The organism is Exilibacterium tricleocarpae, assembly GCF_007004655.1.
Taxonomy (GTDB): Bacteria; Pseudomonadota; Gammaproteobacteria; order Pseudomonadales; family Cellvibrionaceae; genus Exilibacterium; species Exilibacterium tricleocarpae.
The window spans coordinates 176,030-202,829 of record NZ_ML660088.1; the positions used below are offsets into that span (position 1 = coordinate 176,030).

Below are 26,800 nucleotides of genomic sequence, written 5' to 3' on the forward strand. Positions count from 1 at the left end.
TTATTTGCGCTTAATTATTGCATAGTCAACGACTCCTGGCATTGTAAACGAAACTTGCACTAAAATGCCTGGAGTTATTGTCAATCGGGAGGCCGCCATGCCCTACGTCCAGCGCGATGCAGACGGCAAAGTTATTGCCCTGCTGCACGCCCAGGCCGACCACGAGGAACACCTGTCCGCCACTCACCCCGATGTTGTCGCGTTCCTCAGCGCCGAGCAGAGCGACGCCTCACCGCTGCTGGCGCTGGCGGAGTCAGATGCCGAGATAGCCCGGGTCACCGAGGATCTGATCCATTTGCTGATCGCCAAAAATCTCATTCTGTTCACCGACCTGCCAGCGGCGGTGCAACAGAAATTACTGGTACGGGAAAAGCTGCGTTCGTCCCTGCAAGACAGTATTGAAAACTTTCTCGACGACAGTGAGTCCCTCTGATAAGCGCCGTATCAGCGCTCCAGCACGCGTCGGATCTGTTCGCCGGTAAACCCCCGATACTGCAAAAACCGCATCTGCCGGGCGCGGTCTTTTGGGTCTTTTGTGTCCGTTGCAACGGCAGCACCAAAACGTTTGCGATAGACCTCGCGCGCCAGCTCCACCCAGTCCGAGTCACTTTCATCGAGGTGGCTGTCAATCAGATTAGCGCAAATACCGCGTTCCTGCAGCTCCAGCCGAATCCGCACCGGCCCCTGCCCCTTGCGGGTGCGCATCGCCACGAGGGCTTCACAGAAGCGCTCGTCGGACTGTAACCCCTCGGCCGCCAGTTGCTCGACGGCGGCGGCGACCGCCGTCGCGTCGCTAAAGCGGCGCGAGAGTTTGGCCAAGAGTTCGGCGCGGGCATGCTCGCGGCGGGCCAGCAGATTCATGGCGGCAATGCGTATGTCCCTGGCTTCCCGGTCTTCTGTCATGTAACGCCTGGCCTCCTGCTCGATACTGCTATGGTAAAACTGCGGTGGACTGCCTGATAACCAACTGCGAGGGGATCACCGGCGCCGTATCGATCTCTGTCTGACCGCGCAGCCGGCCGATAAGAATTTGTGCCGCCGTCTCCGCCATAGCCTTAATGGGTTGTTGCACGGTGGTCAGCGGCGGCCAGATTTGTCGGGCGATAGGCGTGTCGTCGAAGCCGGCCACAGACAGGCCGGCAGGAATGGCAATGCCCATTTGGTGGGCCACCATCATCACCCCGGCGGCCATATCGTCATTGCTGGCAAAGATGGCCGAAGGCGGTTCTTTTCGCAGCAGCAATTGTCGCGCGCAGGCTTCTCCCGACTCGAACGAATTGTAACCCTGCACCACCAGATGCTGCTGTGGTTGCACATCGAATGCCCGCAGCGCCTCGCGGTAACCCTCAAGACGCCGCGCCATGGCGCGGTGATCCGGGTGGCCGGAGATAAAACCGATCTCGCGATGGCCGAGCGCAATCAAATGCTCGGTCATGGCAAACGCCGCCTGGTGGTCGTCGGTGGCGACACAGACGGCGCCCTCGTCCGACTGCCGGGGGGCAATACTGACGAAGGGTATCCGCGCCTGCTGCAGTGCGGCCACCACCGTTTCGGTATCGGACAGCGGCGGCGTGAGCAGCACGCCGTCCATTTTTGATTGCGCCACCAGACCGACAACTTCCTCACAAATACCCGAGTGTTTATAGTTGCAGGGATGAATCAACAGGTCGTAATGCTGTTCCCGGCAGGCTGCCAGGACACCGTATTGCAGGTCTGTCACATAGTTGGCACTGGGGTTATCGTACAGCAAACCGATCAGGTAGGACCTGTCGCCCGCCAGGCTGCGGGCGGAGGCGTTGGGCCGGTAGTTGAGCGCGCGCACCGCATTGAGCACTCTCTCACGGGTCGCCTGACGCACATTGGGCTCGGCGTTGACCACCCGGGATACGGTTTTAATGGAAACGCCGGCGAGGCCGGCCACATCGTCAATCGTCGCCTTGGGCATTGCCTCTGTTTACCTCTCGTGGCTGTCAACCCGTGTCTGCTATCGCGCTCAAGCCGTCGTGCTCTAATGCCTGAAACCAACGGTTGCCATCCGCCGCCGGCAGATCGTCGGCAGCCCGGGGCCCCCAACTGCCGGCGCGGTAGATATGTAAGGGACTGTAACCCCGCGCCCAGGCCTCGGCAATCGGGTCGGCCCACTGCCAGGCCCGATCGACCTCGCGGCGGTGGATAAACAAGCTCGGATTGCCGTCGATCGCATCGATCAACAGGCGCTTGTAAGCATCGCCTGCCTTGTAGTTGAAGGTCTCGGCAAAGTTCAAATTCAACGCCACCGGTTTCAGCCCCTCGCGCTCGGCATTGAACTTGTTTGTCATCAACGTCAGCTTGATACCCTCCTCCGGCTGCAGGCGGATATTGAGGCGATTGGGCTCCAGCGAGTTGGCCAGCGGGCTGTCGTAAACGGCGTGGGAGACCGGTTTGAACTGCACCACGATTTCGGCAAAGCGCTCCTTCATACGCTTACCGGTACGCAGGTAAAAGGGCACGCCGGCCCAGCGCCAATTGTCGATATGAGCGCGGATGGCGACAAAGGTTTCAGTGGTGCTCCCCTGCCCCAGTTCATCGACGTAACTCGGCAGGTGTTCGCCAGCCGGGCCCTCCGCGGCGACATACTGCCCGCGCACGGTGAAGGCGGTAACCTGGTCGCCGGTGATGGGACGCAGCGCCTTCAGCACTTTCAGTTTTTCGTCACGAATATTCTCGGCATCCAGTTTGTGGGGCGGCTCCATCGCCACCAGGCACAACAACTGCAACAGGTGGTTTTGTACCATATCGCGCAAAGCGCCGGCTTTATCGTAAAAACCGGCACGGGCTTCCACGCCCACGGTTTCGGCAATGGTAATCTGCACATGCGCGATGGTCTTGCTGTCCCACAGATGTTCGAACAGCGAGTTGCTGAACCTCAATGCCAGCAGATTCTGCACTGTCTCCTTGCCCAGGTAGTGGTCGATGCGATAAATACTCGACTCGGGAAAAAACGCGGCAATTTCAGTATTGATGGCATTGGCGGAGGCGCCGTCGTAACCCAGCGGCTTCTCCACCACCACCCGGGACTCGGGCGTAACCAGTTGTGTCTCTGCCAGATGTTTACAGGCGACCCCGAACAGACTGGGCGGAATAGCGAGATAAAAAAGCCGCACGCAGGCGCGGTGTTGATCGAGACGTTCGGCAAACTGCGTCCAACCCGCCTGCAAATCATTGATATCCAGATCGACGTAGTGCAGGCGCTCGGCGAAGCGGGTCCACAGGTCTTCGTTAAACTCGCCGCTCAACAAATAGGTTTTTAGCCCCTGCTCGACCTGCCGCTGGCGCCGGCCGCGATCAGCATCGCCCTGGCAGGTGAGAAAAATCCGGCTGTTGTCACTGAAACGATGTTCCAGCTCCGACCGATACAGCGCCGGCAGCAACTTGCGCAGCGAGAGATCGCCCATGCCGCCGAAAATCACTATATCCACTTCCTGAGTCATACCTGTACCCCATTGCCGTAGCGCTGAAGACAGCGCTGTCATTCTAACCAAAACACACTTACCACCGGGCAATATTGTATAGCTTTTAGCTGTTTCTAACAGCCTTAAAATCCGAAAAAGACTCAGTAGGAAAAATACCACCACAACCAGGCGATCAGCACCAGCAGCGCGATGCTGAGCAGTTTGTCCCGCTTGCGCCAGACCCCGTCCAGCTCGGTGCCGGTCAGGCGCTGCGGCACGGCGCTGAACGTCAGGTTCTGTAACTGCTCGGCGGAGGGCGCGGCGGCAGTCAGGCTTGCTGCAACCAGGGCAATCACCGAGGCGATAAAAATGATAATGGCGAAATGCAGAAAGTTGATACTGGCCAGCATCAGCCAGACCCCGTCAAGCGACGCCTTGTTCATTTCCAGCACCAGGCGGCCGATACCGAGCACAAATCCCACCGCTAATGCGGCAATCGCGCCGCGGGCGTTGGCGCCACGCCACATAATACCGATCAAAAACACGGCGGCGATTGGCGGTGAAATATAGGCCTGCACACTTTGCAGGTAAGTAAACAGACGCCCGGAAATCAATTCCATAAAGGGTATCCACAGCAATCCGCACCCCACCAGCAGCAGTGTCGATATCTGCCCGACCACAACCAGATGGCGCTCGCCGACCTGGGGCCGGAGACGCTTATACAAATCAAACGTAATCAGGGTGGAACAGGAGTTGAACACCGATGACAGGGAACTCATCAGCGCCGCCAGCAGCCCGGCAACCACCAGCCCCCGCAAGCCGTCCGGCAGCAGCGCACCAATCAGCGCCGGCAGGGCCTGGTCGGCTTGCTCCATCTGCAACTGACCAGACTTGGACAGCACATAGGCGATAATGCCCGGCACCACAAAAATGAACAGCGGCAGTTGCTTCAAAAACGCCGCGAACACGGTGCCGCGCCGGGCATTGTCTTCATCGCGGGCCGACAGTACCCGCTGCACGATAAATTGATCCGTACACCAGTACCAGACCCCCAGGATGGGCGCGCCAAACAAAATACCGGTCCAGGGAAATTCCGGGTCACTCAGTGGTTTCCACAGGTCAAAATAGTCATCGCCCGCCTGCACCTGCAGCTCGCGCCAACCGCCCACTTCCTGCAGACCGATAACGGTGACGGCGATAGCCCCGCCGATCAGCACGAACATCTGCACCGTATCGGTGTAAAGCACGGCACGCAATCCGCCCCAGACGGTATAGATACCGGTGGCCACCACCACGATCAATGCCCCGGTCCAAAAGTCGATACCCATCAGGGTTTCAAACACGATACCGCCGGCGGCAATAGTGACGGAGATTTTTGTCAGCACATAGCCGACGATGGAAATGATGGCCAGGTACAGGCGGGGTCCGGAAGAATAACGGCGCTCGAGAAATTCCGGCATGGTGAACACGCCGCTTTTCAGGTAAAAGGGCACGAACACCCAGCCCAGCAACAACAGGATCAAGCCCGCCAGAATTTCAAACTGGGCCACCGCGACTCCGCCGGCGGCACCCGCCCCTGCCAGCCCTACCAGGTGTTCCGAACCGATGTTGGAGGCAAACAGCGAGGCGCCGATAATAAACCAACCCACATTCTTGCCGGCGAGAAAAAACGCTTCGGTATTTTCCTGAGCTTGCTCGCGGTAACCGGACCAAAAAGCCACCCCGAACACCAGGGCAAAATAAGCGCCCACCACCATCCAATCCAAACCGACCAGCGTGTTCATCGCGTCCTCCCGGGTCATTGTCAGTTATTTTTGTTGTTCTATCTTTTTGTAAAGCCGTCCTTTTTGTACAGCCGTCCATCGCTTTTTGTGCGGCGGTACTTGGTCGGAGGGCTTTTTATCGAGTCACTGTGTTGCTCGGTTCTCTTCTTCTAGTTGTTCGGACTTATAACTAATCGGTCTTCCAAACAATCAGGCTTCTACACAGTCGTTTCCCCTGCCACCGCTTTTCCAAACGATCGCTCCACGCGGTATACGACCGTCCCGGACGGTGGCGTCGCTCCGGCGAATCGTGCGCGAATAATGCTATTCACGCCGCCGCTACACCTCGTGCGGCATTGGGCCCGGCAATTTTGACGATCTAGGCTAACCTCAATTGACAGCGCTGTCAATTGAGGTTAGCATCCGCTGTTATCAATCAGAATAAAAGTGGGATGGCAGGACTTATGGGCGCTCTCCTCTTGGTAGCGGATATCGGCGGCACCAACGCCCGTTTCGGCCTCGCCCGTAAAACACCGGCGGGCGCCTTTCATATCCAGGCCCAACACACACTTAAATGCGACGACTTTGCCGATCCCGGTGCTCTGGTGCGGGCCTATCTCGCGCGCCTGGATAGAGACACACAATCGCCGCAGTACGCCTGCCTGGCGGTGGCGGGCCCGGTCAGCAACGACATCATTGAGATGACCAACCGCCAATGGCGGTGTGCCGGCGACGCCCTGGCCCAACAGTTGGACATCAAGGTTGTCAAAGTGCTTAATGATTGGGCTGCCATGGCCTACGCGGCGCCTTTTTTCGCCGCCACTGATATAGAAACACTGTTTGTCGGTACCCCCGACCCGCAGGGCACCTTCGCCCTGATGGGCCCCGGCACCGGTTTTGGCGCCTCGGCGCTGAAACCCACCGGCCGTGGTTACGAAATCCTCGCCACCGAGGGCGGTCATGTCGCCTTTGCACCGGGCGATGCCCGGGAGCTGGAACTGCTGGGACTGCTGCGGCGGGAACGGGATTATGTCAGTGTCGAAGACCTGCTGTCCGGTGCCGGCCTGGTGACGATTTACCGCGGCCTGGCGCAACTGGCCGGCCTCACACCGACACCGAAAAAACCCAACGAGATCACCGCGGCGGGGTTATCCGGTACAGACCCCTTGTGTGTCGAGGCGCTGACGCTGTTTTGCAATGTTTTGGGCGGTGTTGCCGGGGACAAGGCACTGGATTTCTACGCCAGCGGCGGCGTCTTTATCGGTGGCGGCATAGTGCCGCATCTGAAAGATTTTCTAAGTCGCACCGATTTTATGGTGCGTTTCCAACACAAAGGGCTGATGACTCCGTTTACCTCGCACATTCCGCTGCATCTGATCAAAACGGATAACGCTGCACTCATCGGTTGCGCGGCCTGGCTGGAGACGTTTATCACCTGACGGCTTGCCGGCATCGTCAGCAACTGCCAGCGACCGGGCCGAAGTTGTCTCCCTCAAGCGATCTTCGTGTTAGGGCGCCCCCACTTTCGAGTGGAAGGGCGCCCTTTTTTCCCCGCCGGTAAAACCGACAGATGCGAGATCGAGCGAAAATCAGGCGAGCTTGTACGGGCACAAAAGGTACCCGTGGTTTGCATTAAAAAACCAACCTCGAAAATAGACTTGATGCCCGCGTGCAGATTATCCGCCTGCTACAGCCCACCGGTTCAACAACCGGCTTAAAGCTCCGTGAACAACGTGGCCCCGGTATCGGCGCTGCTGACACGCTCCCGCATCGAGGCAAACAATTCGCGGCCCAGGCCGGCAGTTTCTCTCTCATCGTCGACAACGGCTTCCCGCGCCTGCCACTGCCCGGCATCGACCAATACCTCAAGTGAGCTGTCGCGGGCGTCCAGGCGCACCAGGTCACCATCGCGCAATTTGGCGATAGGGCCGCCGGCATAGGCTTCCGGTGTCACATGGATGGCGGCGGGAATCTTGCCACTGGCGCCGGACATACGCCCGTCGGTGACCAGTGCAACCTTGAAACCGCGATCCTGTAACACCGCCAGCGTCGGCGTCAATTTATGCAGCTCGGGCATGCCGTTGGCCCGGGGTCCCTGGAAGCGCACCACGGCCACCATATCGCCGTCCAGTTCACCCGCGGAGAACGCCGCCTCCAGCGCGGCCTGGGAGTGAAAAATTCGCGCCGGTGCCTCCACCACCCAGTCGGCCTCGGGTACGGCGGAAATCTTGATCACCGCCTGTCCCAGATTGCCTTGCAATACTTTGATCCCCCCGCTGGCCTGGAAGGGCTGCCCGGCTGGCGCGATGATACCCGGATCGCGGGTTTGCGGATTTACCGGCTTCCAGGTCAACGCCTCGCCATCGAGTTGTGGCTCGCGCGCATAGCGTTCAAGCCCGGGACCGGCAACTGTCTTGACATCGTCATGAACCAGTTCGGCCTGTAATAACTGCTGCACGATCAACGCCATGCCGCCGGCCCCATGGAACTGATTGACATCGGCATCACCGTTCGGATACACCCGTGCCAACAAGGGCACCACCTCGGACAGCTCGGCAATATCCTGCCACTGCAACTCTATGCCCGCCGCCCGGGCAATGGCGACCAGGTGCAGGGTATGGTTGGTGGAGCCACCGGTGGCCAACAGGCCCGCCACCGCATTGACCAGCGCTTTTTCCGTCACCACCTCCGCCAGCGGCTGGTACTCGATACTCAGCTTGGTGGAACGCGCCGCGATGCGGGCCGCCGCGGCCGTCAGCAGCGGGCGTATTTCATCTTGCGGATGCACAAACGAGGAACCCGGCAACTGCAGGCCCATCATTTCCATCAACATTTGGTTGCTGTTGGCGGTACCGTAAAAAGTACAGGTGCCCTGGCTGTGATAAGACTTTGACTCCGCCTCCAGCAGCGCCTCATAACCCACTTCGCCGGCGCGATACTGTTTCCGCACCCGCTGTTTTTCACTGTTGGGCAGCCCTGTCGCCATAGGCCCGGCCGGAATAAACAGCACCGGCAGGTGGCCGAAACGCAGGGCACCGATCAACAGGCCCGGCACGATTTTGTCGCAAATGCCCAGGCAGGTAACGGCGTCGAACATATTGTGGGACAGGGCGATGGCGGTCGACAGGGCGATCTGGTCGCGGCTGAACAGGCTCAACTCCATACCCGGCTGCCCCTGGGTCACCCCGTCACACATGGCCGGCACGCCGCCGGCCACCTGAGCGGTGGCCCCCATTTCAGCCACCGCAACCTTGATCTGGTCGGGGTAGGTTTTGTAGGGTGCGTGGGCAGACAGCATATCGTTGTAGGCGGTCACTATACCCACATTGGGTGCCTGGTAGCCTTTCAGGCGATCCTTGTCCGCCGCCGGCGAAGCGGCAAACCCGTGTACCAGGTTGCCGCAACTGAGTACCTCGCGCTGGGCGCCGTCGCGGGCGCTTTTCTCCATCAAGGTCAGATAGCGTTTGCGCCGGGACTGGCTGCGCTCGATGATGCGCCGGGTGACGGCGTCGACAGTTGGATGCATATCACTGTCCTCCTCTAATTAAGTTCTCAGGAACACCAGTGCACGGTCACCGGCACCTGGTGCTGAAATAAGACGGCCCTGACCGGCAGCGCCGGGATCTCGCTCCCTGCCAGTGCCTGCTCGTAGACTTTCAGTTTGTTGTCACCCTTGAGGGTCAGGGCGATATTGCGACTGTGTAACAGTCTCGGCAGAGTCATGGAGAGTCGCGCATGGGGTGCCGACGTGGGATGTACCGCAAGACAGTGCCGGGCCGGCTCACCCGCCAGGCCGGCTGCCAGTTCCGGCGCACAGGGAAACAATGATGCGGTATGGCCGTCATCACCCATACCCAGCAAGACGATGTCGAAAGCGTCTTCCATTTCCCCCAACTGCCGGTCCATGCTGGCCGCATCAGCCGCTATATCTCCGCTGTAGGGATAGGGTATGAAGGTAGCCGCGGCCGCCGGTCCCACCAATAAGTGCTGCCGGACCAGGCCGGCATTGCTCTCGGGGTGGTCATGGGGAAGCCAGCGCTCGTCGGCGAGCAACACGGTGACCTGCTGCCAGGGCAGGTGGTGTTGCGCCAGGGCTGCAAAAATGGGGGCCGGGGTGCGCCCCCCGGAGACCACCAGACTGACCTTGCCCCGCTCGGCGAGGGCGCGCTGCAACTGATCGGCAACCCAGGCAGTAACGGACTGCACGAATTGGGCTGTGGATGGGTGTTTGATAAGGGATACCGCGGGTTCCACTGCACTAGTCACGACAATACTCTTTTTTCTATCAAAAGGTTGAATTAAGTCTGCCCCCATATAAAGAGCGGCTGATTAGGAAAACACTAGAGACACTGTAATTTAATTACGAATTCTCGCGCTTTTCAGCGATATTAACAAGTAGATATTGTAATTAAATTACATTTAGATAACACTAAGCGCTTTATCAACCAGGTGGAAAACCCGGAAAGTCGGTTTATGGGCATACTGCAAACACTGCAAACCCAATTGCAGACCCTCAGCAACGCCGAGCGGCGCATCGCGGAGATAGTGCTGGCCGAACCGGCATCGGTTATCCACACCAGCACCGCCAGCCTGGCGCGCCGGGCCCAGGTCAGTGACCCCACGGTGGCACGCTTTTGTCGCAGTCTGGGCTGCAGCGGGTTTCCCGCGTTCAAGGTGTTGCTCGCCCAACACCTGGCCCGCGGCGCCCCTTATCTGTCGCGGGCGGTTTCAGCGGGGGACTCGACCGACGGCTATATCAATAAATTGATCGATGCGACCCAGGCCGGGCTGGAAGCGGTCAGAACCCAGATCGACCGCAGCGCAGTGGAGCAGGCAGTGGCCGCCTTGACCCGGGCCCGGCGCCTGGAAATCTACGGCATGGGCGCCGGCGCCGCTATCGCCCAGGACGCACAGCACAAGTTCTTTCGCCTGGGAAAACCTGTCATCGCCTACGAGGACAACCTGAAACAACGGATGGCCGCCGCCACGGCGGAGGGCGATACGGCAATTGTGCTGTTGTCGTTTACCGGACGCACCACCGCGCTGCTGGAGGTGGCGGAGATCGCCCGCCAAAGCAGCGCCGTGTGCCTGGCGATTACCGCTCCGGACTCTCCCCTGGCCGCCCGCTGTCAGCACGCCATCACTGTCGATACCAGTTGGGAGGACACCACCCTCTACACGCCCATGACCAGCCGCATGGCGTTTCTGGCAGTGGTCGATATCCTGGCCACCGGTGTTGCACTGCAATTGGGAGACCGGATCGCGCCCCGATTGCGGCGGGTCAAGGAAAGTCTGCTGGCAACCAAAACCGATAAATAGCGGCCTCCCCGTCCACGGCGCCGAACTTTCCGCGCCGCACCTCTCTCTAATTGCTACAATTCGCCGATACTCCCGCTGGACGCCACTGTGAAGAAACAAGTGACTATCGCGAGCCTGATTTTTATCGGGCTTATTTTTGTCGCACTGATTTTACTCCTCGCCTTGCGCCAGACGGTGGCGAAACTGGCGGTTGAGACGGCATTGGCTGACACGTCTCTGACACTGGAGCAACTACAGGGACTGGAGCTGCACTGGGAGTACGCGCGTCTGGAGGAATTGGCGCTGCGCCCCGACAATTTTCCGGAGCCAATTCGCCTGCGCGGTATTGAAGCCAGGTTTTCACTCCCTGACGGGCGTCTCGAGACAATTACGATCGATCATCTTTGGTTGCCCTCAGAGGCCGGCGGCCAGACCGCTACAGACGCCGAAGCGCCGCTGCTTGTCAGCGATCTGATCCGCACCCTGCACGAGCTGCCTTTGCAGGGCCTGAACGTGACCCGGATAACCTGGGGGCAACAACCGGTGGCGGAGCAACTGCAGTGGCGCCGCAGTAACGACGGCCAGCAACTGCGTGCGAGACACCATAACTTCTTATTGACTCTGGCTCTGCAAACGACTGCCGCACCGGGGGCGGCGGCGGAGCTGGGCGGCCAACTGCAACTGCGCCGTGACAATGACGAGCTGCTGCTGTCGACATTCGATCTCGAATACACCGCAGCGGGCTATCTGAGTCAGATAACCCTGACAGTGATGCAGGAAGATTGGAACGAAGCACTGGACTCACTGCGGCACCCATTCCCCGCCGTCGCCGCAGTGAGCGACGCCCGTGGCAAACTCGACCTTTCCCTGCACACCACGATTGCCGATAACCTCGATACAGCGCTGCAAGACGGACTCGAAATCACCCTGACACCGGCGCTGGATATCAACCTCGGCTATACCGATGCCACCCTGCCGGTGCCCGCCTTTGCTACCCGGGTCGAAGTGAATCGGCCGATAACACTCAGTGCCCGGCAGGAGGACGTGTTGTCTCTGGCGATCGATATCCCGGCATTGCAGATATCGGCGTCGGCTCCCGGCGATCGGGTGACCTCGGCTCTGCACCTGGACAATATCCACTGCCGCTATCGGCAGACAGTTGATTGCAGCGGGAATCTCGATCTGGCGTTCAGCGCCACTGAGTTTACCGTGCACGATTTCACAGCCCAATCGATCACCGGCGGCACCCGGGGAACCCTGACAATTATCGGCAATAATATCGACACAACCGTGACCAGCACCGAATTACTGCAGGCACAGCAGTTGCGACACCGGGATGTCGTCGTTAGCGACCTGGCGTTAAGTGCCCCGTCCGCACTCCATATTTCCTTTGATGCCGCCACCAGCGCGGTTGCCCTCAATGCCGACCGCCTGCAGTTGGACCTCACCGATCTCACCCAGGCAGGCAACACCCTGACCAGTAAGCTGATCCTCGACGATCTACAGCTTAACCAAGCCGAAACCCTGGCGTTCGAAGCCGGCTTCTCAGCCTCACCCATTGTCGTTGACATACCAGACCACGCCTTGCCCCGTTTCGCTGTCGATGGCAACATCGCGGCACGTGACAACCGGCTGACGCTGGCAGCCTCATTGAACAGCGATACAGCCAGGCCATTGATCGCCATCGAGGTCGATCACCATCTTCTCAAGCAGACCGGCAGTGCCGAGCTGCGCTCAGCCACAATCCCCTTTGATCAAAAAGCCAATAAGCTATCCCGACACTTTTCCCGCTGGCCACTGCAACTGGATATCTTGGCCGGGGACTGGACTATGAATGGACAACTGGCCTGGCGCCAGGCCGACGCCGACTGGCATTTGACGGGCCGCCTGGACCAGCAACTCGGAAAATTGGCCGGCTACTATAAAGATTATGCCTTCACCGACCTCGACAGCACTCTCGCCGCACAACTCACAGCCGCCGGTCCCTGGGTGAGCGTCAAACCCGCTCAGGTCGATATAGGCCTGCTGGATATCGGTCTGCCGGTGACAGACCTGGCTGCGCGTTTCTCCTTTGACAGTGGATCGCCGCAGCTCGAGGTGCACCGCCTGCAAGCGGCGCTGCTCGGCGGTCAGGTTTCGACCGCGGATATTGTGTATCGGCCCGGCCAAGGGGATACCAATGCCGTAGTCGCCATCGACAACATCGATTTGGGGGAACTGGTGCGCCTCACCGCGTCTGAGGATATCTCGGCCAGCGGCAAGGTCAGCGGGAAATTGCCGTTTGTGATCGGCCCCGACGGCCTGCGTATGGAGCAGGGCCAGCTCGGCGCCCTGCAACCGGGCGGGGTGCTGGCTTACCACCCGGACCCGCAGACGCTGCAGGCCATTGCGGAAAACCCCACCACCAAATTCGCCTACGATGTACTTAGCAACTATCACTATTCCACCCTGGATACCCAAATCCGCTATCAACCCGACGGCTGGATGGTACTGGCCAACCGCATGTACGGCGTTAACCCGGACCTCAATAACGGCCAGCCGATCAAACTTAATCCCAAAATAGAGGTCAACGCCCTGGACACCTTGCGCAGCCTCAGAGTCAGTCGAACAGTGTCGGACTTTTTTGAAAACCAGTTGGGCAACCCTTGACGGCGGCCAATCCGGTGACTGTTCGTGCCCGCTCTTGGGGAGGTTCCCCTCTGGCCACGGATGTTCAGCTAATGTTAATCTTCGCTACCGTAACATCGAATTCAACAATTGGATGAGATACACCATTATGGTTAGAACCACACTCACTGCCTTGCCACTAGTCGTCCTGTTACTGGGGGTTACGGCCTGTACACCCACCGTGCAGGTGGCGGTACCCGACAAGCCCATTGAGATCAATCTCAATGTTAAAATCGAGCACGAAATTCGCGTCAAGGTGGATAAGGAACTCGACGAACTATTTGAAGAAGACAGCGAGCTGTTCTAAGGGGTGAATGCAATGATGAAGAAATTTTTCCTCGGACTGATGTTAGTGGTTGTCGGCCTGAATTCAGCTTTCGCATTGGACCTCAGAGAGGCCAAGGCAAAAGGCCTGGTGGGTGAACGCAACGACGGTTACGTGGGCTATGTGGTAAAACCGGCCAGTGCTGAGGTCAAGGCCGTCGTCAAGGAGGTCAACAACAAGCGCAAGGCGAAGTTTGCCGCCACCGCCGGCAACAACAATATTACCATCGAGCAGGTAGCCGCCCGGTTTTACCAGCGCGCCGTCAGCCAGACTCGAGCAGGGCATTACTACCAGGATGCCGGCGGTAAATGGGTGAAGAAGTAAAAAAAACGCCAGCGCTAACCGCTGGCGTTTTTTTTAGCCCGGATTTTAACTGCGCTTGCATTTTAACTGTGCCAGGAATGCACCTGTAAACCAGGGTTGCGATTGCAACCTGGCTTAAACTCTGGCATCAGCCAGGCGCCGGTTTAGACTAAGGCCCACGAGGACAAATGGGCCGACAGATCCACGGGATATGCCGGCCCACCGGAGCTATGTCAGAACTGTTTGTTCAATGTCAGACCGTAGGTCCGGGGCTCCTGGGGATATGACATAAGCTTGCCATCCTGGATGGGCACGTCAAAGGTTGTACCAAACACTTCCTCGTCGAATATATTGCGCCCCCATAAAGTCAGGTCAATATCGTATTCATCAAACCGCAGACCGGCGCGAAAATTGACCCGCTCGTAATCGTCCTGAATTTTGAAAGGGTCCTGGTTACCGTCGAGGATAATCTCTGAGGAATAGGTCACCTCAGCCAGCACGTAACCACTGATCGCATTCGAAAGGTCAAACTCCTTTTTACCGGACACCACCAGATAATCCTCAGAGTTCCCGTCTACCCGATCACCGCTGCGGTCACAGGAACCGAAATCCGGATCACCCTCCGCCCTGGCGCCCGGGTCAACCACGCCGGTTTGCCAGGTGAAACCCACCCAACAGGTGCCGCGCTCGAAAGATTCGAAATCGGCGTTGATACGGGCATAGGCAAGGTTGACCTCCACAGTTTCGGTGGGTGCCCAGTAGAGTTCGATCTCACCGCCCGAAGACTCAATTTCACCGGCGTTTTGCAAGTTGAAGCCGTTACCGGTAAACGAGTTGGCCTGAAAGTCATCGATGGCCGTGTAGTACAGGGCCGCATTGATACGCAGCCCCCGGTCCGGAAACTCTGTCTTGATACCGACTTCAAACGATTCACTGGTTTCCGCATCGAAAACCGGGTTAAAAGTGGCGTCGATACGATCGGTATTGGTGCCGCCGGACTTATAGCCGGTACCGTAAGAGACATACACCATAGTGTCATCGTTGGCCAGGTAACTGAGTTTGAGCGTTCCCGTCACCTGCTCATCACTGAGCGTGGGCGGATTCACATCGGGCCGGGGCGAAGTGGTCACGCCTATGGAATTAAATCCCCAGCCCGGCGTCTGCAGCGGTGCGATGGCATTGAGATCGGCTTGCGACGGGTTGAGGGGGTCGGCGGCTATCCGTTGTAACGCCGCTCCCGCAGCACCGAGCGTGGTCAGCAAGTCGGGCACTTCGGGCACAGGACCGCCATCTGCGCCTACCTCGGTAAATACGGTAAGCAGATCTTTTTCTTCATCGGTATACCGCAGGCCGGCGGTCAGTATCAGTTTATCTGTCAGGTTATAATCGAGCTGACCAAAAATCGCCCAGCTCTCATGTTCCTGCTCTGCCAGGTGATCGAAGCGAGTGCCGCCGGGCGCACCCTCAGCCGCCGGGGCGTACAAACCGCCTGTGTTGGCACTGAGTTCGTTGAGCCCATTTAAAATCTGTAAGGCTGCAGCCGGCAGGCCAGCCGAGAAAAAGGCATCGAATTGAGAATTGGTAAACAGGCTGTAATCGAGGTCCAAATCCTGGGTAAAGTAGTAGGCACCAACGACATAATTCATCCGGTCGCCGGCGTAGGACAGCCGCAGTTCCTGGGAGATGGAACTCTGTTCCGCATCATTGGTGGTACCGAACAGATCGACGTTACTGAAGTCGCTGTCGATAGTATCGAGGGAGTCAAACGCCCGATACGATGTCAGCGAGGTCACAGTGTAATCGCCGCGATCCCAGTTTACTTCAACCGACAAGCCCCGGTCTTCGTTTTCAGATGTGGGCAAATCGTTTAGTGCGGTCCTGAAATCAAAAAAGTCGCCGCCGGGAAAAATTGTGCCGCCTAACTGGCGCAGTAGATTATCGCTGCCCGGTATCCCCGGCGCGCTGGGGTCTTGAGAGACCAAATTCAGATTACTTACCCGGGTCAATGCAGCACAACAGACTTCGTCAATTTCGGAAAAGTCGGCAATCACTCTGACGGACAGATCGTCGCTCGGTGTATAGAGCGCCTGCAGTCGCGCACCCCAACGATCCCGGTCGTTCAACACGTCATCGCCGAACCCGTCAACACTGACAAAACCGTCACGCTGGCCGGAAAACCCGGTTACCCGGAAGGCCAGGACATCTTCAATCGCAGAAAACGAAGCCGCGCCGGCCACATTCACCAAGCCATAGTTACCGGCGGTTACCTCAACGAAACCATCGGTCTCATGACTCGGGGCGCGGGTACGAAACAGGATCGCACCGGAGGGCGTGTTCTTGCCGAACAGCGTGCCCTGGGGGCCACGCAACACTTCGACCGCCTCGATATCCACCATATTGTTGATCATCGCGTTTTGGCGCGAGCGATAGGCGCCGTCGACATACAAACCCACCGATGACTCCAGGCCAAAATTCTGCGACGAGGTGCCAACACCGCGAATGGAAAATGTCGTGTTGGTCGAACTCTGGCTGGTGCCAACGGTCAGGCCGGGCACATTGGTCTGTAGATCGAATACATCTTTAATCACCGCTTCGGTCAATGCCGCGCCGGTAAAAGCGGATACGGAAACCGGCACATCCTGCAGGTTCTGCTCGCGCTTCTGCGCGGTGACTACCACTTCTTCAAGCAGGTCCTGGGCCTGCACGCCGTTACTGGCTAAGCAGATGGCCGCGGTTAACAGGGGAATTGATTTTGACCAATGAGTTGGCGCATTTCTTATCATCGTTAAATCTCCAAAAACTGATAGTCCTTTAAACCAACCTCTTCAAGCTGGTTCCTTTCGATGGTTATTATGGTCTGTCGCAAACCGGCAACAACTCAGCCAGTTGCTGGCTGCTTTTACCGCCGCCGGCGATCTCCCACCTGCGACGCTGTTTGCCCGCACACTGTAGTCTAATACGCACTGTGAATCTAGAATCAGTCACCTAAATCAGAACCTTATTCCAGGTTATTTTTGTGACCCACAATCCATAGCTTCCACCATATCAGAACAATGGTTCCTGTGACCAGATAGTCGATACATAACGGGGAATAAGTAGGGCTGCTGAAACAATATCCGAAAAAAAAAACTGCCGATTGAGGTCTCCGTTGATTAACGAGGATCACCCAATCGGTTATATGGCGGGCAGTTCACCGAGGCCCAAAAGAAGTTAGAGACGCCACTTGTTTGCGCGATTTTATGTAGTTGCGCCGGGTTATATAGTTGCGCGGTGCTATTCCGCTTCCAAGACCGGCTCCGGAGCCTGTTCGCTGTCCTCGGGTGTGCCCAACAGGGCCGCTCGCACCCGACCCTCGATTTCACTGGCCATATCCGGATTATCCTGTAAGAACTTGACTACATTGTTTTTACCCTGGCCAATTTTATCGCCCTGGTAGCTGTACCAGGCGCCGGCTTTGTCAATCATGCCAAGTTTTACACCGTGGTCGATAAGCTCTCCCAGCAGATTGATACCCTGTCCGTAAAGTATCTGGAATTCGGTTTGCTTAAACGGCGGTGCCACCTTGTTTTTCACCACCTTGACACGGGTATCCGAGCCGATCACCTCATCGCCCTCCTTCACCGCGCCGATACGGCGAATATCGAGGCGCACGGAGGAGTAAAACTTCAGTGCGTTACCGCCGGTGGTGGTCTCCGGGTTGCCGAACATAACGCCGATTTTCATCCGAATCTGGTTGATGAAAATCGCCAGGCAATTGGCGTTTTTGATATTGCCGGTAATTTTCCGCAGCGCCTGGGACATCAGCCGGGCCTGCAAGCCCACGTGATGATCCCCCATCTCGCCTTCGATTTCCGCCTTCGGGGTCAGCGCCGCCACCGAGTCGACCACCAGGACATCAACGGCACCGGAGCGCACCAGCATATCCGCCACTTCCAGCGCCTGCTCACCGGTATCGGGCTGCGACACGATCAGGTCATCCACATTGACGCCGAGCTTTTCCGCATAGAGAGGGTCGAGGGCGTGTTCCGCATCGATAAAAGCACAAGTGCCGCCCTGTTTCTGGGCCTCGGCGATCACCTGCAGTGTCAGCGTGGTTTTACCGGAGGACTCCGGCCCGTAGATTTCCACGATACGGCCTTTCGGCAAACCGCCAATGCCGAGCGCCACATCCAGGCCCAGTGAGCCGGTGGAGATGGCCGGAATGCGCTCCTGCTCCTTGTCCCCCATGCGCATGACGGTGCCCTTGCCAAACTGTCGCTCGATCTGGCCCAGCGCTGCCTGCAGCGCCTTCTCTTTATTCGCATCCATTTAAACACCTCTTGTTACGGTAGTATGGTCAATACTGTTGCTTGCATTTGCTTGCATTTGCTTGCCAGCCAGCTTGATTGACCCATCTATTAATTTACGTTGCCCGATTCGAACCGCGAACCGGCGCCGGGTATTTGTTTATCCACTAGCACAGGGGATAACCTTGACGCCGGTAAGCTTACGACACTTTTACTGTATAGGCAAACAGTACTATTTTTATATACAGTAATCGGCATATCGGTCACCTTTCAGGCCAGGCGCTCAGTGTATCGATCAGCCCCTGCAGAGCACAGGCCACAGCCTGGCGCCGCACCGCAGCGCGGTCACCGGCAAAGACGCGGTGGGCGGTAATCAGGCGACCGTCGTCCCGCGCCCAGGCAAACCAGACGGTGCCGACCGGTTTTTCCGCACTGCCGCCGTCCGGCCCGGCGATGCCGCTTACAGCCACGGCCACCCGGGCTGCGGCCGCCGCCAGGGCGCCCCGGGCCATCTGGCTGACCACCGGCTCGCTGACCGCACCGTGGCTGCGCAGCACGTCCGGGTCGACGCCCACCAGGGCGGATTTCGCCGTGTTGGCGTAGGTGACGAAGCCGTATTCGAACCAGGCGGAGCTGCCCGGAATCTCAGTAATGGCGGCCGCCACACCGCCGCCGGTGCAGGATTCCGCGGTGGTTACCGTGCCGCCGCCGGTGCCGAGCAACTCGCCCAGACGCCCGGCCAATTGGTGTATTTGCGCCTCCATGGGCGCTACCGTAAGGCACTGCAAACGGTAGCGCAAGCGAAACCGGCGAATACGACCCGTGGCGTGTTCAGCGTCCGCGCTTTGCCGTAGAATGCGTGCCAACCAACCGCGAGCCCGGACTCAGGGCCTGCCAAAAGCCGCTAATACAACCCTTTAACTTCAGACCCATAATGGCCAGCGTTATCGAAACAAACACCCAACATACGCCGATGATGCAGCAGTATTTGCGCATCAAGGCCCAACACCCCCAGGAACTGGTTTTCTACCGCATGGGGGACTTCTACGAACTTTTTTACGACGACGCCAAGCGCGCCGCAGAGCTGCTCGACGTCACCCTCACCGCGCGCGGCAAATCCGCCGGCAATCCCATTCCCATGGCCGGTATTCCCTATCACGCCGCCGATACTTACCTGGCCAAGCTGGTACGACTGGGGGAATCGGTCGCCATCTGTGAGCAGATCGGCGACCCCGCCGCCAGCAAGGGCCCGGTGGAACGCAAAGTAGTGCGTATCGTCACCCCCGGCACTGTCAGTGACGAGGCACTGCTGGACGAGCGCCGGGACAATTTACTGGTGGCGGTGAACGAGAGCGACGGCACCTACGGCATCGCCACCCTGGATATCGGCAGCGGTCGTTTTCAAGTGCTCGAGGTTTCCGGCCTGGAGACCGCGCAGAGCGAACTGCAGCGCCTTAACCCGGCGGAGCTGTTGATCCCCGACGACTGCACCGACGATGAACTGGGCCGGCCGCGCCGCGGGTTGCGCCGGCGCCCGCCCTGGGAGTTTGAACTGGATACCGCCACCCGGCTGCTGACCCAACAGTTCGGCACCCAGGACCTGGCCGGTTTCGGCTGTGAAAGCCTCACCGTAGCCGTCGCCGCGGCCGGCTGCCTGCTGGCCTACGCTCGGGAAACCCAACGCACCGCGCTGCCGCATATCCGCGCCATCGGCGTCGAGGACCGCGACCTGGCAGTCGCCATGGACGCCGCCACCCGCCGCAACCTCGAGATCGATACCAATCTCGGCGGCGGCGACGCCAACACCCTTTATGCCGCTCTCAACAACAGCGCCACCGCCATGGGCGCGCGCCTGCTGCGGCGCTGGCTGAATCGCCCGCTGCGCGACCTGACCACCCTGGTGGAGCGCCAGGAGGCCATCGCCCAGTTGCAGATCAACTACAGTTTTGAAAGCCTGCAGACCGAGCTGCGCCAGATCGGCGACCTGGAACGTATTCTCGGCCGCCTGGCGCTGCGTTCGGCACGTCCGCGCGATCTCTCCCGCTTGTGTTCATCACTGGCGATCTACCCCATCGTGCAAGGACAGTTGCGGGAGTTCGACGGCCCCCTGCTAAAAACATTAGGGCTCTCGATTGGCGAATTTCCCGATATTGTGGACCTGCTGTCACGCGCCATCGTCGACAATCCGCCGGTGGTGATTCGCGACGGCGGCGTCATCGCCGAGGGCTATGACGAACAGCTGGACGAGCTGCGCAATATCAGCACCAACGCCGGGCAGTTTCTCACCGATCTGGAAACTCGCGAACGCCAGCGCACCGGACTGGCGACCTTGAAAGTGGGCTATAACCGTGTACACGGCTATTTTATCGAAATCAGCCGCGCCCAGGCGGAACAGGCCCCGGTCGACTATATTCGCCGGCAGACATTGAAAAATGCCGAACGCTTCATCACTCCGGAGCTGAAGGAATTCGAGGACAAGGCGCTGTCGGCCAAAAGCCGCGCCCTGGCCCGGGAAAAAGCCTTGTACGAGACACTGCTGGAAACCCTCAACCAGCAGTTGGCGGCCCTGCAGGAGTCAGCCGCCGCGGTGGCCGAGCTGGACGTACTGGCCAACCTCGCGGAACGGGCCGATACCCTGGGCTGGTGCCGCCCGGAACTGGCCACCGAACCGGGTATCGATATCCGCGCCGGGCGCCACCCGGTCGTCGAGCAGGTGCTCGATACGCCCTTTGTACCCAACGATCTGACCTTTGACGACGACCGCCGCATGCTGATCGTGACCGGCCCCAATATGGGCGGCAAATCGACCTATATGCGCCAGACCGCATTGATTGCGCTGCTGGCCCATATCGGCGGTTTCGTACCGGCGGAGGCCTGTCGCCTGGGCTTGCTGGACCGGATTTTCACTCGCATCGGCTCCTCCGACGACCTGGCCGGCGGCCGCTCCACATTTATGGTGGAAATGACCGAGACGGCCAATATTCTCCACAATGCCACTGCCGAAAGCCTGGTCTTAATGGATGAAATCGGCCGCGGCACCAGCACCTTCGACGGCCTCTCGCTCGCCTGGGCCTGCGCCGTGCACCTGGCAGAGAACGTCAGGGCATTCACCCTGTTCGCCACTCACTACTTTGAAATTACCGCGCTGCCTGAGACGGTTGCCGGGGTCAGCAACGTGCACCTGGATGCGACCGAATACAATGACAACATTGTCTTCCTGCACAATATCCAGCCGGGTCCGGCCAGTCAGAGCTACGGCCTGCAGGTGGCCAAACTGGCCGGCATTCCGGCGCCGGTGCTGGTCGCTGCCCGGCGACAGTTGCAGTTGCTGGAAAGTGGCCAGCACCCCCAGGTGCACCCGGCGGCGGCGGCGGACAAGCCCGCAGCCCGCGCCGTGGAAGCCGGCGCCGATCCGTTTCAGGGCGAGTTGTTCAGCGGCCCCGCGCCCCACACCGCCGTCGACCGGTTGCGGGACATCAACCCCGACGAACTGACACCGCGCCAGGCGCTGGAGGCGCTCTACCGATTGAAAGACCTGGTTGAGCAGGAGTGACGGCTGTCGAGTGTCGGTGTAAACAGTCGATGTAAACAAAGGCAATTCTCACCCCAGCGAGTATTTATGGTTCTGGCTTTTGGTTAGAAAACCCGGATTTACGCCAAAATCCTCCACAACCAATAAAAAATGCTGGTAAAATGCGCGCCGTACTGAACATTGATAGACGGAGTCCTGTCCCATGACATTTGTGGTTGGGGAAAATTGCATTAAGTGTAAACACACAGACTGTGTGGAGGTATGCCCGGTAGATTGCTTTTACGAGGGCCCCAACTTTTTGGTCATTCACCCGGACGAATGTATAGACTGTGCCCTGTGCGAACCGGAGTGCCCGGTAGACGCCATTTTTTCAGAGGATGAACTGCCGGACGGACAGGAAGTATTCCTTGAGTTAAACGCCGAACTCGCCGAAGTCTGGCCCAATATTACCGAAAAGAAAGAAGCGCTGCCGGATGCCGAGGAGTGGGACGGTGTCGAGGGCAAACTGCAGCACCTGGAGCGCTGAAGCGGAGCGAACTACCAGACAGCAAAAACCGCGGCGATCGCCGCGGTTTTTTTATGGCCGCCGGATAAAGCGGAGGCAAGTCGCTAACGGCATTTCCTTAGCGTATTTGCATCAGCTTATCGATCCTTGCTCCAATTGCATCGATCTCGATTAAGCGCACTGAAGGTAGGTCTAGCACTGACTGGGGCTTTCAGAAACTCTCGACAGCAGGGATGCTGTCGGGACCAACAGTAGGCGCTTTAGGCGAGTCCCCAGGGACGGGTTTACGACGTGTTTCTGAAAGCCCCAGTCAGTGCTAGACCGATCAATTAGCACATATTTGCTTAGAGAAGTGCCATTCGGGCAAGTCCCCGCATTTTATGCCTACCCCTCTATACCAAAGTGCTGCATCGCCTTTTTGAGAAATTTTTCCGTCTGCTGGCCGCCGGCGGTCAATTCCCGCTGCGTCGCGGCCGCATTGAGTTCATCCCAGCGGGCGACGACATTTTCCGGCGTCTGCTCTTCGGGCGCCAGATAAATCCCCTCGGTTTCGTAGATGTGGGCACTGGCAAAACCGCCGGCACCGCAGCACAGAATAAAGCGATTGGGCGCGTCCTCGTGACACAGCGTCAACAACCCGGCGGTCACCGATTCCGGTGTCATCAGTTTGAAGAGTTCCTCAGGTATCAGGTCCTCGGTCATGCGGGTGCCGGCTGTCGGCGCCAGGGTATTGACCCGAATATCGTATTTCTGCCCCTCCAGCACCAGGGTGTTCATCAGCCCGACGACCGCCGTCTTCGCCGCGCCGTAGTTGGCCTGACCGAAATTGCCGTATAAACCGCTGGAAGACGACGTCATCACGATGCGGCCGTAACCCTGGTCCTTCATAATGTCCCAGACGGCTTTGGTACAGTTGACCGACCCCATCAAATGCACCTGGATCACCAGGGCAAAATCGTCCAAGGTCATTTTGGCAAACGACTTGTCCCGCAAAATTCCCGCATTATTGATGAGAATATCGACCCGCCCCCATCTGGCCACGGCCGCATCCACCATCGCCTTGACCTCATCGTAATCGGCCACATTGGCGCCGTTGGCCAGCGCCTCGCCGCCCGCCGCTTCGATTTCGCGCACCACCGCCAGCGCCGCCTCGGAGGAGGCGCCACTGCCGTCGCGGGCCCCACCCAGGTCGTTGACCACAACCCTGGCACCGCGCCGCGCCAACGCCAGCGCATGGCAACGCCCCAAACCGTTGCCGGCGCCGGTAACTATGGCAACGCGCCCTTCAAAACTGATACTCATCTCGCTCCACTCCAACTGTCAAAGTTATTGATCTGTTAAGGCTGTTGAACTGTTAAATTTACTGCACTGTTATATTTACTGCACCGTTACATTTATTGCACTATCTGCATACCCAGCCACTCGGCCGACAGTGCCGGCTTTTCCTGGCCTTTGATCTCCACGGTAACAGCGTATTTGGTCAGCCACTGGCCGGGGTTCTTCTCCTCGATACTCACGACTGTCGCTACCGCGCGAATCTCACTGTCGACTGTTACCGGATTGATGAAACGCACCTTGTCGAAGCCATAGTTGATACCCATCTGCGCCCCTTCGAGCACCAGCGCAAAGCTCTCAGCCAGGTGCGATAACAGCGATAACGTCAGAAAACCGTGAGCGATGGTAGTGCCAAAAGGCGTGCGTGCGGCAGCTTCAGGATCGACATGGATAAACTGGTGATCTTCGGTAACCTCGGCAAACGTGTTAATACGGGACTGGTCAATTTTAAACCAGGGCGATGGTGGCAGTTGCCTGCCGACAAAGTCGGCGATCTGGTCTTTGGAAATAGGGGCGCTCATGTCACGGTACTCCTGTTGTTCAGCCTGTGCCGGTTGGCTTGTGTTTATTGATAGGGGTTAATGAAATCTGTTGACGGGAATGAGTTGACCGAACTTCCATAACCGCACACTCATGACCAAATGCCGTGGATCGAATACCGGCAGTCAAAACGTGTTGGTCTGATCGAGTGACTTGAATTGGGTTGACTTGGCTGAGTGGGCCTTGCGCAGTAAATGTTGATTACCCATCTTGGCTTCCTGTTACGATCTCCCCAGAGATTGCTGATCCGGTTTCCTCACGAGTAATTTGAACTTACAGTATGTAAACCTAACTTTCAAGAATCGTTGCGCACTCGCATGATGTACAACCAGACCGACAGCCTTAACCGGATGCGCGGATCGTGGTACGATTCGAACCTCGAGTATGTTTTTTGATCCAGACCGGACCCCTCTCCGCGATATGACCACTACGGCATCGCCCTTTAACCGGGAACAACAGCACCAGCAGAAAAGGCAGGCGATATTGTCGGAAGCGGCAAAACTGTTTAATCGCCAGGGCACGCGCGCGACTACGCTGGCGGAGATAGCAGCACGCCTGCAACTGACCAAAACCAGTCTTTACTACTATGTCAAAACCAAGGAAGAGCTGATCTACCTGTGTTACCTGAACAGTTGCAACGAGCAGGACAAACTCTATCGCCTGGCCGCGGCAGCCGGCATCAGCGGCCGGCAAAGAATCGAGCAGCTGACCCGCGCCTACTTCTGCAGTTGCCAGAATATCGCCCTGAAACGCCAGGCAGAAGCCGCCGTACTGACCGAAATTAAAACGCTGAAAGACAAGCACCGCAAAGATATCAGCCGGCGCTACCGGGCGCTGTATCGCGGCGTACGCGGTTTTATCGAGCAGGGGGTCGCAGACGGCAGCCTGGTATCGCGCGATCCCGCCGCCACGGCACTGGCGTTTTTCTTCAACCTGCAGTGGACCTTCACTTGGCTGCAGATGCTGAAAGCGGAGGAAATACCCGCAGCGGGTGAGTCTTTTCTCGATATCTGTCTGCACGGCTTCGCCACCGAACCCAGAGAGCCACCCCGCCAGACACCGGCACTCGGCAGCCCCGCTATCGAAGCGGGCTTCGACCGCAGTGTGCAAAGTCAACGGAAACAGGCGGCCTTTTTTCGCACCGGCAGTCGTTACTTTAACAGCAAGGGTTTCAAAGGCACGTCACTGGACGAAATCGCCCGGGCGCTGGATGTCACCAAGGGCGCGTTCTACTATCACATTCAAAGCAAAGAGGATTTACTCTACCAGTGTTTTAAACGCACGCTGGATCTGACCGCGCAGATGCAGGCGCGCGCGCGCCGCAGCGGTGACGGCTTGACGCAACTGCAACTGTGTCTGCACTATTTGTTCTGTATTCAAAGTTCCGCCGAGGGGCCACTGGTCAGGTACAACCTGGTCAACGCCCTCGATGCGAGGCGCCGCAAAAAAGTGATCGAACTGATCAGGGGGGTCGACCGGCAATTCCGGCAATTCGTGCAGACCGGTATTGACGACGGCAGCATTCGTCCCCTCAACACTCTGGTTGCCGAGCAGATGATCTCCGGCACCCTCAACGCCAGCGCCGATCTCGACGAGCGACTGCCAACAGCGGCGCCCGGTCGGCTGTCTGCCGATTTTTACCAGATGTTGTTCGACGGCATCAGCGCACAGTAACTCAGCACACAGCAAGATAGAGGCAGGGCACATGCTAACGACACTTTATCTCGTCAGACACGGCGAGGCCGCCGCCGACTGGGACAATGCCGCAGACCCGGGACTCAGTGCCAAAGGCTGGCAGCAGGCCCGCCGGGTGGCCGACACTTTGCGTCATCAGGAACCCATGGCGCTGATCGCCAGTCCACTGGCGCGCACACGCGAAACCTCACAACCGCTGGCCGAACACTGGGGTGTGGAGGCGCATATCGATTCCCGCTTTGCGGAAATACCCTCCGATGGCCTGGCACTGGAAGAGCGTGGCCAGTGGCTGCGGCAACTGTTTCACCAGCGTTGGGAGCAGCAGTCCACGCAGCTGCGACAGTGGCGACAGACAGCGGTGGAGGGTTTATGTGCGCTGCCACAGGACACGGTTATCTTTACTCACTTTGTGTTGATCAATGCGGTGGTCAGTGCGATCCGCGAACAGGATGAGGTGCTGCAGTTTTTGCCGGACAACGGTTCCATCACCCGGCTACAACGGCGGGATGACCGACTGGAGGTGGTGTCGCTGGGGGAGGAAAACCTTTCACTGGTGAACTGATGAGGGGCGGGGTTGGCGGCAGCTTATCGATCCTCACTCCAACCGCATCGATATTGATAAACGCACCGAAGGCAGGCCTGGCTCTGGCTGAAACCTTCAGAAACTCTCGACAGCAGGGATGCTGTCGGGAAGTCCACAGGGACGGGTTCACGACGTGTTTCTGAAGGTTTCAGCCAGAGCCAGGCCGATCGAGTGGCACGTATTTGATCAAGTGCACGTATTTGATTAAGGGAGTGCCGTTATGATCCGACCCCGCATGGTGCCGCCGGGAGAGGTACCTTCGTTGAATGGGAGTGGCCCCTCTCGAAGGGGACACAACTGAAGTTATGTCCCCGCACCGTGTCGCTGAGAGAATTGCCCTCGTTAAAGGGGAGTGGTGCCCTTCGAAGGGGACAGGTAAAACCTGTCCCCAAATCGTGCCACCGGAACCGGTGCCATCGTTGAATTGAAGGGGTTCCTATTATTCCATAGCGCGGTGCGGGGTCGGGGGGGGGGGGGGGGGGGGGGGGGGGGGGGTGGGGTTGGGGGGGGAGCCACCCCCCCCCCCCCCGCCCCCGC

General features: G+C 58.5%; 21 protein-coding genes. 10 read left to right on the plus strand and 11 right to left on the minus strand.

The window, feature by feature from the left end; all coding sequences use genetic code 11:
* The first annotated feature begins 64 nt into the window (after window positions 1–64).
* Entirely contained in the window at window positions 65–433 is a 369-nt protein-coding gene (locus FKG94_RS03400; RefSeq protein WP_142902791.1) for a hypothetical protein, read from the plus strand.
* A gap of 11 nt (window positions 434–444) precedes the next feature.
* Here FKG94_RS03400 and FKG94_RS03405 read toward each other — a convergent pair whose 3' ends face one another.
* From FKG94_RS03405 to FKG94_RS03420, 4 genes are all read right to left on the minus strand, one after another.
* Window positions 445–903, minus strand: a complete 459-nt coding sequence (locus FKG94_RS03405; RefSeq protein ID WP_142902792.1) for a regulatory protein RecX — start codon at window positions 901–903, stop codon at window positions 445–447.
* A gap of 28 nt (window positions 904–931) precedes the next feature.
* The gene (locus tag FKG94_RS03410; protein WP_142902793.1) at window positions 932–1,945 is read right to left on the minus strand and encodes a LacI family DNA-binding transcriptional regulator; all 1,014 of its coding nucleotides are present in this window, start codon (window positions 1,943–1,945) and stop codon (window positions 932–934) included.
* 25 nt (window positions 1,946–1,970) lie between these two features.
* Window positions 1,971–3,470 carry a glucose-6-phosphate dehydrogenase gene (zwf, locus tag FKG94_RS03415; RefSeq protein ID WP_142902794.1) on the minus strand — a complete coding sequence of 500 codons (1,500 nt, stop codon included), beginning with the start codon at window positions 3,468–3,470 and terminating at the stop codon, window positions 1,971–1,973.
* A gap of 122 nt (window positions 3,471–3,592) precedes the next feature.
* A complete protein-coding gene (locus tag FKG94_RS03420; RefSeq protein WP_179957473.1) occupies window positions 3,593–5,215 on the minus strand; it encodes a sodium:solute symporter in 1,623 nt (540 codons plus the stop codon).
* Between the two features lie 443 nt (window positions 5,216–5,658).
* Here FKG94_RS03420 and glk point away from each other — a divergent pair, with 443 nt between their 5' ends.
* Window positions 5,659–6,633 carry a glucokinase gene (gene glk / locus FKG94_RS03425; protein ID WP_179957474.1) on the plus strand — a complete coding sequence of 325 codons (975 nt, stop codon included), beginning with the start codon at window positions 5,659–5,661 and terminating at the stop codon, window positions 6,631–6,633.
* Between the two features lie 275 nt (window positions 6,634–6,908).
* Here the strand turns inward: glk and edd are convergent, their stop codons facing one another.
* Complete coding sequence (gene edd, locus FKG94_RS03430) at window positions 6,909–8,720, minus strand: phosphogluconate dehydratase (RefSeq protein WP_142902796.1); 1,812 nt, start codon at window positions 8,718–8,720, stop codon at window positions 6,909–6,911.
* A 26-nt stretch (window positions 8,721–8,746) separates the two neighbouring features.
* Window positions 8,747–9,460: a 6-phosphogluconolactonase gene (gene pgl / locus FKG94_RS03435; RefSeq protein WP_218943421.1), complete on the minus strand. Its 714-nt coding sequence runs from the start codon at window positions 9,458–9,460 to the stop codon at window positions 8,747–8,749.
* A gap of 207 nt (window positions 9,461–9,667) precedes the next feature.
* Between pgl and hexR the strand changes: the two genes are divergently transcribed.
* The 4 genes from hexR to FKG94_RS03455 all read left to right on the plus strand — a co-directional run bounded on the left by hexR (window position 9,668) and on the right by FKG94_RS03455 (window position 13,808).
* A complete protein-coding gene (gene hexR, locus FKG94_RS03440) occupies window positions 9,668–10,513 on the plus strand; it encodes a transcriptional regulator HexR (RefSeq protein WP_142902798.1) in 846 nt (281 codons plus the stop codon).
* Window positions 10,514–10,600: 87 nt separating this feature from the next.
* On the plus strand, window positions 10,601–13,141 hold the full coding sequence (locus FKG94_RS03445) for an intermembrane phospholipid transport YdbH family protein (protein WP_142902799.1): 2,541 nt from the start codon (window positions 10,601–10,603) through the stop codon (window positions 13,139–13,141).
* Between the two features lie 127 nt (window positions 13,142–13,268).
* On the plus strand, window positions 13,269–13,466 hold the full coding sequence (locus tag FKG94_RS03450; RefSeq protein ID WP_218943422.1) for a YnbE family lipoprotein: 198 nt from the start codon (window positions 13,269–13,271) through the stop codon (window positions 13,464–13,466).
* A gap of 12 nt (window positions 13,467–13,478) precedes the next feature.
* The gene (locus FKG94_RS03455; RefSeq protein WP_218943423.1) at window positions 13,479–13,808 is read left to right on the plus strand and encodes a YdbL family probable chaperone protein; all 330 of its coding nucleotides are present in this window, start codon (window positions 13,479–13,481) and stop codon (window positions 13,806–13,808) included.
* A gap of 212 nt (window positions 13,809–14,020) precedes the next feature.
* Here FKG94_RS03455 and FKG94_RS03460 read toward each other — a convergent pair whose 3' ends face one another.
* From FKG94_RS03460 to pncC, 3 genes are all read right to left on the minus strand, one after another.
* The gene (locus FKG94_RS03460) at window positions 14,021–16,570 is read right to left on the minus strand and encodes a TonB-dependent receptor (protein ID WP_142902801.1); all 2,550 of its coding nucleotides are present in this window, start codon (window positions 16,568–16,570) and stop codon (window positions 14,021–14,023) included.
* A gap of 490 nt (window positions 16,571–17,060) precedes the next feature.
* A complete protein-coding gene (recA, locus tag FKG94_RS03465) occupies window positions 17,061–18,095 on the minus strand; it encodes a recombinase RecA (protein WP_142902802.1) in 1,035 nt (344 codons plus the stop codon).
* 241 nt (window positions 18,096–18,336) lie between these two features.
* On the minus strand, window positions 18,337–18,939 hold the full coding sequence (gene pncC, locus FKG94_RS03470) for a nicotinamide-nucleotide amidase (protein ID WP_425460026.1): 603 nt from the start codon (window positions 18,937–18,939) through the stop codon (window positions 18,337–18,339).
* A 68-nt stretch (window positions 18,940–19,007) separates the two neighbouring features.
* On the opposite strand from pncC, the gene mutS reads away from it, so the two are divergent.
* Both mutS and fdxA read left to right on the plus strand, forming a co-directional pair.
* The gene (gene mutS, locus FKG94_RS03475; RefSeq protein WP_142902803.1) at window positions 19,008–21,626 is read left to right on the plus strand and encodes a DNA mismatch repair protein MutS; all 2,619 of its coding nucleotides are present in this window, start codon (window positions 19,008–19,010) and stop codon (window positions 21,624–21,626) included.
* A 181-nt stretch (window positions 21,627–21,807) separates the two neighbouring features.
* Window positions 21,808–22,131: a ferredoxin FdxA gene (gene fdxA, locus FKG94_RS03480; protein ID WP_142902804.1), complete on the plus strand. Its 324-nt coding sequence runs from the start codon at window positions 21,808–21,810 to the stop codon at window positions 22,129–22,131.
* A gap of 363 nt (window positions 22,132–22,494) precedes the next feature.
* Here the strand turns inward: fdxA and FKG94_RS03485 are convergent, their stop codons facing one another.
* On the minus strand, window positions 22,495–23,412 hold the full coding sequence (locus FKG94_RS03485) for an SDR family oxidoreductase (protein WP_142902805.1): 918 nt from the start codon (window positions 23,410–23,412) through the stop codon (window positions 22,495–22,497).
* Window positions 23,413–23,504: 92 nt separating this feature from the next.
* Window positions 23,505–23,966: a MaoC family dehydratase gene (locus FKG94_RS03490; RefSeq protein WP_142902806.1), complete on the minus strand. Its 462-nt coding sequence runs from the start codon at window positions 23,964–23,966 to the stop codon at window positions 23,505–23,507.
* Window positions 23,967–24,405: 439 nt separating this feature from the next.
* Between FKG94_RS03490 and FKG94_RS03495 the strand changes: the two genes are divergently transcribed.
* Complete coding sequence (locus FKG94_RS03495) at window positions 24,406–25,659, plus strand: TetR/AcrR family transcriptional regulator (protein ID WP_179957475.1); 1,254 nt, start codon at window positions 24,406–24,408, stop codon at window positions 25,657–25,659.
* 31 nt (window positions 25,660–25,690) lie between these two features.
* On the plus strand, window positions 25,691–26,242 hold the full coding sequence (locus tag FKG94_RS03500) for a histidine phosphatase family protein (protein ID WP_142902808.1): 552 nt from the start codon (window positions 25,691–25,693) through the stop codon (window positions 26,240–26,242).
* Window positions 26,243–26,800: the final 558 nt, after the last annotated feature.

Bases quoted from the DNA above. Each gene is read 5' to 3' on its own strand.
- mutS (WP_142902803.1), top strand. From the start codon at position 19,008: ATGGCCAGCGTTATCGAAACAAACACCCAACATACGCCGATGATGCAG.
- fdxA (WP_142902804.1), top strand. From the start codon at position 21,808: ATGACATTTGTGGTTGGGGAAAATTGCATTAAGTGTAAACACACAGAC.
- FKG94_RS03410 (WP_142902793.1), bottom strand. From the start codon at position 1,945: ATGCCCAAGGCGACGATTGACGATGTGGCCGGCCTCGCCGGCGTTTCC.
- edd (WP_142902796.1), bottom strand. From the start codon at position 8,720: ATGCATCCAACTGTCGACGCCGTCACCCGGCGCATCATCGAGCGCAGC.
- FKG94_RS03400 (WP_142902791.1), top strand. From the start codon at position 65: ATGCCTGGAGTTATTGTCAATCGGGAGGCCGCCATGCCCTACGTCCAG.
- FKG94_RS03405 (WP_142902792.1), bottom strand. From the start codon at position 903: ATGACAGAAGACCGGGAAGCCAGGGACATACGCATTGCCGCCATGAAT.
- hexR (WP_142902798.1), top strand. From the start codon at position 9,668: ATGGGCATACTGCAAACACTGCAAACCCAATTGCAGACCCTCAGCAAC.
- FKG94_RS03485 (WP_142902805.1), bottom strand. From the start codon at position 23,412: ATGAGTATCAGTTTTGAAGGGCGCGTTGCCATAGTTACCGGCGCCGGC.
- FKG94_RS03455 (WP_218943423.1), top strand. From the start codon at position 13,479: ATGATGAAGAAATTTTTCCTCGGACTGATGTTAGTGGTTGTCGGCCTG.
- FKG94_RS03420 (WP_179957473.1), bottom strand. From the start codon at position 5,215: ATGAACACGCTGGTCGGTTTGGATTGGATGGTGGTGGGCGCTTATTTT.
- glk (WP_179957474.1), top strand. From the start codon at position 5,659: ATGGGCGCTCTCCTCTTGGTAGCGGATATCGGCGGCACCAACGCCCGT.
- zwf (WP_142902794.1), bottom strand. From the start codon at position 3,470: ATGACTCAGGAAGTGGATATAGTGATTTTCGGCGGCATGGGCGATCTC.
- recA (WP_142902802.1), bottom strand. From the start codon at position 18,095: ATGGATGCGAATAAAGAGAAGGCGCTGCAGGCAGCGCTGGGCCAGATC.
- FKG94_RS03450 (WP_218943422.1), top strand. From the start codon at position 13,269: ATGGTTAGAACCACACTCACTGCCTTGCCACTAGTCGTCCTGTTACTG.
- FKG94_RS03495 (WP_179957475.1), top strand. From the start codon at position 24,406: ATGACCACTACGGCATCGCCCTTTAACCGGGAACAACAGCACCAGCAG.
- FKG94_RS03490 (WP_142902806.1), bottom strand. From the start codon at position 23,966: ATGAGCGCCCCTATTTCCAAAGACCAGATCGCCGACTTTGTCGGCAGG.
- FKG94_RS03500 (WP_142902808.1), top strand. From the start codon at position 25,691: ATGCTAACGACACTTTATCTCGTCAGACACGGCGAGGCCGCCGCCGAC.
- FKG94_RS03460 (WP_142902801.1), bottom strand. From the start codon at position 16,570: ATGATAAGAAATGCGCCAACTCATTGGTCAAAATCAATTCCCCTGTTA.